The 7238-nt window shown below is 64.3% G+C and carries 8 protein-coding genes; 2 read left to right on the top strand and 6 right to left on the bottom strand.

What is annotated here, in order from left to right; translation table 11 throughout:
* The 5 genes from EN879_RS18010 to EN879_RS17990 form a co-directional block, all read right to left on the bottom strand.
* A partial coding sequence (locus tag EN879_RS18010) for an ATP-dependent helicase (RefSeq protein ID WP_164774454.1) occupies positions 1–690 on the bottom strand: 690 nt, incomplete at its 3' end.
* 97 nt (positions 691–787) lie between these two features.
* A complete protein-coding gene (locus EN879_RS18005; RefSeq protein ID WP_013532459.1) occupies positions 788–961 on the bottom strand; it encodes a hypothetical protein in 174 nt (57 codons plus the stop codon).
* A 430-nt stretch (positions 962–1391) separates the two neighbouring features.
* Entirely contained in the window at positions 1392–2564 is a 1173-nt protein-coding gene (locus EN879_RS18000; RefSeq protein ID WP_013532460.1) for a M20 aminoacylase family protein, read from the bottom strand.
* Positions 2565–2597: 33 nt separating this feature from the next.
* Positions 2598–3824, bottom strand: a complete 1227-nt coding sequence (locus EN879_RS17995; protein ID WP_013532461.1) for a Zn-dependent hydrolase — start codon at positions 3822–3824, stop codon at positions 2598–2600.
* Positions 3821–5029, bottom strand: a complete 1209-nt coding sequence (locus EN879_RS17990; RefSeq protein WP_013532462.1) for a diaminopropionate ammonia-lyase — start codon at positions 5027–5029, stop codon at positions 3821–3823. Before EN879_RS17990 ends, EN879_RS17995 begins: the two co-directional genes overlap by 4 nt.
* 72 nt (positions 5030–5101) lie before the next feature.
* Here EN879_RS17990 and EN879_RS17985 point away from each other — a divergent pair, with 72 nt between their 5' ends.
* Together EN879_RS17985 and EN879_RS17980 are read left to right on the top strand one after the other, a co-directional pair.
* Entirely contained in the window at positions 5102–5611 is a 510-nt protein-coding gene (locus EN879_RS17985; RefSeq protein ID WP_063167707.1) for an Lrp/AsnC family transcriptional regulator, read from the top strand.
* A gap of 81 nt (positions 5612–5692) precedes the next feature.
* Positions 5693–6835 (top strand): NAD(P)/FAD-dependent oxidoreductase, encoded by a 1143-nt coding sequence (locus EN879_RS17980; RefSeq protein ID WP_013532464.1) that lies wholly within the window; start codon positions 5693–5695, stop codon positions 6833–6835.
* Positions 6836–6861: 26 nt separating this feature from the next.
* Here EN879_RS17980 and EN879_RS17975 read toward each other — a convergent pair.
* The coding region (locus EN879_RS17975; protein ID WP_281034595.1) for a molybdopterin dinucleotide binding domain-containing protein at positions 6862–7238 on the bottom strand (377 nt) is incomplete at its 5' end.

The raw sequence follows: 7238 nt of genomic DNA, 5'->3' as shown, positions 1-7238 counted from the left end.
GAGACAGCAGTAGAGCAGCAAATCGTCGTAATCGAGCACGTTTTGCGCCTGCTTGGCCTCGACATAACCGGCGAACAATTCTTTCAGCTGCTCCGCCCAGCCGGCGCACCAGGGAAAGGCGGAACCCAACACCTCGTTGAGCGGCGCCTGCGCGTTCACCGCGCGCGAATAGATGGCAAGGCAAGTGCCCTTGGTGGGGAAACGCGCTTCCGTCTTCGAGAAGCCGAGTTCGTGGCGGACCAGATTCATCAGGTCGGCGGAATCCTCGCGATCATGGATGGTGAAGGCCGGGTCGAGACCGATCTCCAGCGCATAGTCGCGCAACAGCCGCGCGCCGATGCCGTGAAAGGTGCCGGCCCAGGTCAGCGCATCGGTGATGACGGCTGCATCGCGGCCGAGCACCTCGCCGGCAATACGCTCGACGCGCCTGGCCATTTCGGATGCCGCGCGGCGCGAAAACGTCATCAGCAGGATGCGGCGCGGGTCGGCGCCCTTGACGATCAGATGAGCGACGCGATGCGCCAGCGTGTTGGTCTTGCCAGATCCGGCGCCGGCAATGACCAGCAACGGGCCGGCAATCTGACCGGCGCCGTGCTCGACGGCCTGGCGCTGGGCATCGTTCAGCCGCGCGAGATAGGCAGGCTGGACGGTCGGTTCCCGAAAGGTCGAATCAGCGGTGGCGAGGTTCATCGCCCATCAAGCATCGTTTCTGCTTTGTTCGCAACATCGATGCGGGCACACCTAACCCATGCAGGACTGGGGCCGGTCTGAAGAGAAGGGATCGCGGCTAGCGTTGCGGATCGACACCCATGTCGGCCGACTGCCGTCGCAAGGTCTCGCGATCAGGTTGCGACGGCGGCAACAGCAGCGGGTCGACCGTATCGGGCACGTTTTCGACCATCTTCCTGGCGATGCGATAAGTGACATAGGCGAAGGCGCCGGCGACGAGCAGACGGAACATGGTGCAACACTCCTTTGGAGCAGAACCAACCGTAGAAACAGCCTTTGGTTCCCTTGCCAATCGTCCACGCGCGCAGTCGAAGATGGAGGGCGGTTTCGCCGGCGCTCCCGATGCATTCTCGAGGCAACCGGAGGCGGAACTTGGCCTTTGCGAGGTTCGCGTGCTGCCGCAACCCGCTGTGGCGTCCCGGACGAACTTTTGGAGAAGAAGGCCGGCGCCGCTTGGGAGGAGTGAAGCGCCGGCCAAGCGGATAATTAAGTCCGCCGCACAGGTAAGGCTAGCTGAGTCTTTCCCCTGCGTCATCGGGGGATTGTCTTTGTTAAAAACGTACCGACGCACACGGCCCTATCGGTCACCAGCCGTCAAGAGCTTGTCTTGACCATCATCCCGGCAATCTCAATAAACCCGGGAGTTGGCGATCAAAACGCGATCATCTTCCCGCGTCGCCACCCAGCCTTTGCCTGACCACGGCTACATGGAAATTCGTGCCGAACAGCAGCCCGTCATCGTTGAAGTCGTAGCTGGAATTGTGCAGCGGCGCGGAAGCTTCGCCATTGCCGAGGAAGACGAAGCAGCCCGGCACGTGGTCGAGGAAGCGGGCGAAATCCTCCGAAGCGGTCATCGGCTCGCGGGCGACGGCGATGTTGCCGGGTTCGAAGACGCCTCTGGCGGCGGCGAATGCGGCATCGACCAGTTCGGCATCGTTGCGCAGCGGCACGAACTCCCTGCTGTACTTGACCTCGGCGGTGACATTATAGGCGGCAGCGATGCCCTCGGCGAGAATGCGCATCTGCCGCTCGATCTCGGCGCTGACCTCGGGACGGAAGCTGCGCGCATCGCCGAGGATGCGGGCAAGACCGGGCAGAGCGTTGCGGGTGCCGTCGGTGATCAGCTCGGTCACCGAAACCACGGATATGTCGGCCGGACTCAGTCGGCGCGAGACGATGGTCTGCAGATTGGTGACCAGCGCGCAGGCCGCGACCAGCGTCTCGTTGCCCGCATGCGGCCGCGCGGCATGGCCGCCGAGCCCCTTGAGCACGATCTCGAAGTTGTCCTCGGCCGACATTATGGGTCCGGCACGGGTCTCGAAATGCCCGATCGGCAGGCCGGGCATGTTGTGCAGGCCAAAGATCTCGTCGAAGGGAAAGCGCTGCATCAGCCCATCTTCGAGCATGGCGAGTGCGCCCCTGCCCCATTCCTCGGCCGGCTGGAAGACGAAGCGCACGGTGCCGTCGAAACCGCCCTCACCGGCCAGCAGCTTTGCCGCGCCGAGCAGCATGGTGGTGTGGCCGTCATGGCCGCAGGCATGCATGATGCCGGGATTGCCGGACCGGTAAGATGCGTCCGATTGTTCTGATATGCGCAGCGCATCCATGTCGGCCCTCAGCGCAATCGCCCGGTTGCCGCTGCCGCGCTTCAGCGTGCCGACGACACCGGTGCCGCCGACGCCTTCGGTGACATCGTCCAACCCAAATTCGCGCAGTTTGGCGGCGACGAAGGCGGCGGTGCGCTTCTCCTCGAAGCCGAATTCCGGGTGTGCATGCAGATCGCGCCGCCAGAAAATCATCTCCTGCTTCAGCGCGTCGCGATCGAGTTCAGACATTCTTCTGCCCCTTCTGCTTCTGCCCCTTCTGACCTACTTTGCCAGTTGCGCGGCCACATCAAGCAGGATGTTGGCGCCGGCAACAAGCTCGGCGTCATCGGTGTGTTCGCGAGGACTGTGACTGATGCCGCCAACGCTCGGCACGAAGATCATCGCCGCAGGCGCGATACACGCCAGCATCTGCGCGTCGTGGCCGGCGCCTGATGTCATGCGCCTGACCCCGAGGCCACGGCGTTTCGCGGCGGCCTCGATTTGTTCGACGATGCGCAGGTCGAAGATCACCGGTTCGAAGCGGGCCAGTTGCTCGACCGAAACCGTCACGTTCTCAGCGGCGGCAAGCTGCTCGAGATAGGCGGCAAGCGCCGCTTCCGCCGCCTGCAGGCGCTGTTCGTCGGGATCGCGCAGATCGACGGTGAAGACCGCGCGCGAAGGGATGACATTGATGGCATTCGGCTCGAAGCGGATCGTGCCGACGGTGGCGACGGTCGGCGCGTTCGAGGCTTTGGTCCGGTCGAGCAGGAAGGTGATGACCCGGGCGGCGGCGTGGCCGGCATCGTTGCGCATCGACATCGGCGTGGTGCCGGCATGGTTGGCGACGCCGTCGATTGTGATGCGCTGCCAGGAGATGCCTTGCAGATTCTCCACCGCGCCGACCGGCAAGCCTTCGCGCTCCAGCACCGGCCCTTGCTCAATATGCAGTTCGAGATAGGCGTGCGGCGTGAGGAAGCCGGGTTCCCGGTCGCCGGCATAGCCGATGCGGGCAAGCTCCTGCCCGAGCACGCTGCCGTCGGTGCCGACGGCCGCCAGCACCGTTTCGGCATCGATGCCGCCGGCGTGGACCAGCGAGCCCATCATGTCGGGTGTGTAGCGTACGCCCTCCTCATTGGTGAAAGCGGCGACCGCGACCGGGCGCGACGGCGAAAAGCCTGTCGCCTTGAGCGTCTCGATCACTTCCAGCCCGGCAAGCACCCCGTAGCAGCCGTCATAAATGCCGGCATCGATGACGGTGTCGATGTGCGAGCCGATGAGCAGCGGCGCTTGCCCGGTGTTTTCCGGGCTTTGCCAGATGCCGAAAATGTTGCCGACCCGGTCGATGGCGACATCGAGCCCGGCCTGCCGAAGCCAGCCGACGAAGAGGTCGCGGCCCTGCCTGTCGGTGTCTGAGGCGGCCAGCCGGGTCAGCCTGCCCTCGACATCCCGGCCAACAGCGCCGAGTTCGCGGATGCGGCCGAGCAGGCGCTGCGCATCGATGGCGATCATGCCGTTGCCTCGGCTGTCATCTTGCCTTCCAGCACATCGGCCGGGTTCATGCCAACCAGTTCGGCGTAGCGATGCGGGTCGGTGGCGCCTTCGGTGTTGATCACCAGCACCCGCGATTTGCCGTCAAGTCCAAGATCGGCCCGGTTGTCGGCCACCGCCCGGATCAGCCCGGCAAGGCCGACACCACCGCTTTCGCCGGCGACGATCACCGGGTCACCGCCGGCCGGCCAGGCCAGCCGCCGCATCACCGCGATGGCCTCGTCCTCATCCACCGTCATGAAGGCGTCGGCGGCGCGCGCCAGCACCCGCCAGGCGACCGGCGAGGCTTCGTAACATTCAAGCATGGCCATCACCGTCGGCTGGCCGTGCGCGACCTTGACCGGGCGCCCGACCTGGGCGGCTGCGAAGACACAAGCGGCACGCGCCGGCTCGACCACGATGAAGGTCGGCCTAGCGTCACCGAGCACGGTGGCCAGATGACCGGCCAGCGCGGCGGCAATGCCGCCGACACCGGCCTGCACGAAGACGTGGGTCGGCGTCCGAGGGAGTTGGCGCAAGGCTTCGCGTACGATCGCGGTATAGCCCTGCATGACCAGGCCGGGAATGCGCTCATAGCCCGGCCACGAGGTGTCGGAGACCACGGTCCAGTCCTTGTCGGCCGAAACCTGGGCAGCTTGCCTGACCGAATCGTCATAATTGCCGTGGACGCGGATCATCTCGGCGCCATAGCGGGCGATCGCCGCGATGCGCTCCTCGCTGACCCCGGCGTGGACGAAGATCGCCGCCCGCGCGCCGACGAGTTGCGCGCCTTGCGCGACGGAGCGGCCATAGTTGCCGTCGGTCGCACAGGCAAATGTCATCGCCGCGGCGACCGCCCGCACATCAGGCCGATCGAGATCGGCCACATCGAGGAGCCGGCCAAGGCGACTGCCGGCCTCCTCCAGCACCAGGCGGAAGACGGCATAGGCGCCGCCAAGCGCCTTGAAGCTGCCGAGGCCGAGGCGAAAGCCCTCATCCTTGATATGGATGGCGCCCAGTCCGAATTCGCTGGCGAGCGCCGGCAGTGCATGCAGCGGCGTCATCCGGTGATTGTCGCGGTGGCTGAGAAAACGCTCGACCGTGTCGGCTCCGGCCACGCCAAGGGTTTCGGCATCGATCGGATCGAGCGGCCGGCGGTGCGATGCGTTGCGGTTGAGCAGGAACATTGGCCGGTCCCGTTGGTCAGCGAGAACATATTGCAGGAGCAACGCAAAGAGCGCTGTAATATGGTCTCTTAAATGCAAGTTTGTTTCGTCCAGGATATTCCATTGCCTGCATTGCCGTCCTCGCTCGATAGTTTCGATCTCGCCATCCTTGCCATCCTGCAGCGCGACAACACGACGCCGCAGCGGTTGATCGGCGAGGCGGTGAACCTGTCGGCGCCGGCGGTGCAGCGCCGCATCAAGCGCATGGAGCAGACCGGCGTCATTGCCGGCAATGTCGCTGTCGTCGAGCCGGCAGCGGTCGGTCAACCCATCACCATCTTCGTCGAGGTGGAACTCGAGAGCGAACGCGCCGAACTGATCGACGCGGCCAAGCGGCAGTTCTCGGCGACCCCCGAGGTCCAGCAATGCTATTACGTCACCGGCGAGGCCGACTTCATCCTGGTCATCACAGTGGCCGACATGGGCGCCTATGAGGCGCTGACGCGAAAACTGTTCTTCGACAGCAACAATGTCCGCAAATTCCGCACGTTCGTTGCCATGGACCGGGTCAAGGTAGGGTTGACGGTGCCTTTGCCTGTCTAAATATTTGTCGCGCGGCAGGCCTTTACTTTCCCACCATGTTTTTGACATTCTCGGGCTGTGAATTCTGCCGCGGAGGCCGGCTTGGACGACACCACCCCAGTTGCGATCATCGGTGCCGGGCCGGCGGGCCTGGCCATTGCCGCGTGCCTGCGGCAGAGCGGGCAGGATTTCGTCCTGCTGGAAAAGGAGCAGCAGGCCGCACCCGCCTGGCGACGCCACTATGAGCGCGTCCATTTGCACACGGCCAAGCGCTTTTCCTCGCTGCCCTTCGCGCCCTTTCCCAGGGACTATCCGCGTTATGTGCCGCGCGATCTCTTCATCGACTATCTAGATGCCTATGCGCAACGTTTCGATCTGCGGCCGCGATTTGGAGAAACAGTGCGGGCGATCACCCGGCGGGGCAGAAGCTGGCTCGTGGATACGACGACCGGTCCCTTGCATGCTTCAAACGTTGTGATTGCATCTGGCAACAACGCAGAGCCGCTGATGCCCAGATTTGCCGGCGCCGATGCCTTCAAGGGCCAAAAGCTGCATAGCGCCGACTATCGCAACGCAGTGCCTTTCGCCGGCCGGCCGGTGCTGATCGTCGGCATGGGCAATACCGGCGCCGAGATCGCGCTCGATCTGGTGGAAGGCGGTGCGCGGCCGACGATTTCGGTGCGCGGCGGCGTTCATATCGTACCGCGCGAACTGCTTGGCGTGCCCATCCAGATGATCGGCATGGCGGCGCGCCTGATGCCGCAGCGCATCAACGATGCCTTGTTTCCCATCATCCTCGATCTGGCGTTGGGCAGGCTGGGGAAATACGGGCTCAGGCGGCCGCAGCAAGGAATGCTGCAGCAGATCGCGCTCTCGTCGCGCATTCCGACGATCGATATCGGCACGGTGCGCAAGATCCGCGAAGGTGCGATCAAGATCGTACCCGACATTGCCGAGATCACCGAACAGGGCGCCCGTTTTACCGACGGCAGGCATGGCGAGTTCGACGCGATCATCTTCGCCACCGGCTTCCGGCCCGGCTACGCCAAATTGCTGGAGCCCGGCGTTCAGCCAGAGCGCAGCGGCGTCAATGCGAGGGCTTCAGAGCTTGGCCTCTATCTCATCGGCTTTCACAATCCGGTCACCGGATTGCTGCGCGAAATCTCGATCGAGGCCGAGCAGATCGCCGACGACATCAGTCTTAGGCGAAACCGAAAGAAGGTGGCCGAAGCCCTGCCGGTATAATTTGACGCGAGAGCAACTGAGTTCTCTCACCTTGCCGCGCGCAGCCAGACCTTGTTGTCGTGGAAGGCAGCACCCCCATAGGGTGCAGGCGCGTCGGCGCCGGTCAAAACGTTGATGCCCTCGCCGCGCTCATGGGCGCTGTTTGGCCAGATGCCTTCGGCGATCACCACGCCACGCTTGATGCCGTCGAACAATTTTGCATGCAGCACGACTTCGCCGCGCTGGTTGCCGACCTCGACACGGTCGCCATCGGCCAGCCCAAGTGCCGCGGCATCGTCGGGATGTAGAAGCAGTTCCGGGCGGCCCTCCCTGGCTTTCGACACCGGTGTTTCCGAGAATGTCGAATTGAGGAAGTTGCGCGCCGGCGACGTCGTCAGCCGGAACGGGTGGGCTTCGTCGGCGA

The sequence above is a fragment of the Mesorhizobium sp. M7A.F.Ca.AU.002.02.1.1 genome (genome assembly GCF_003998535.1).
Lineage (GTDB): Bacteria > Pseudomonadota > Alphaproteobacteria > Rhizobiales > Rhizobiaceae > Mesorhizobium > Mesorhizobium ciceri.
The sequence above is the reverse complement of the archived record's forward strand: the minus strand, read 5'-3'. Positions and strand labels throughout refer to the sequence as shown.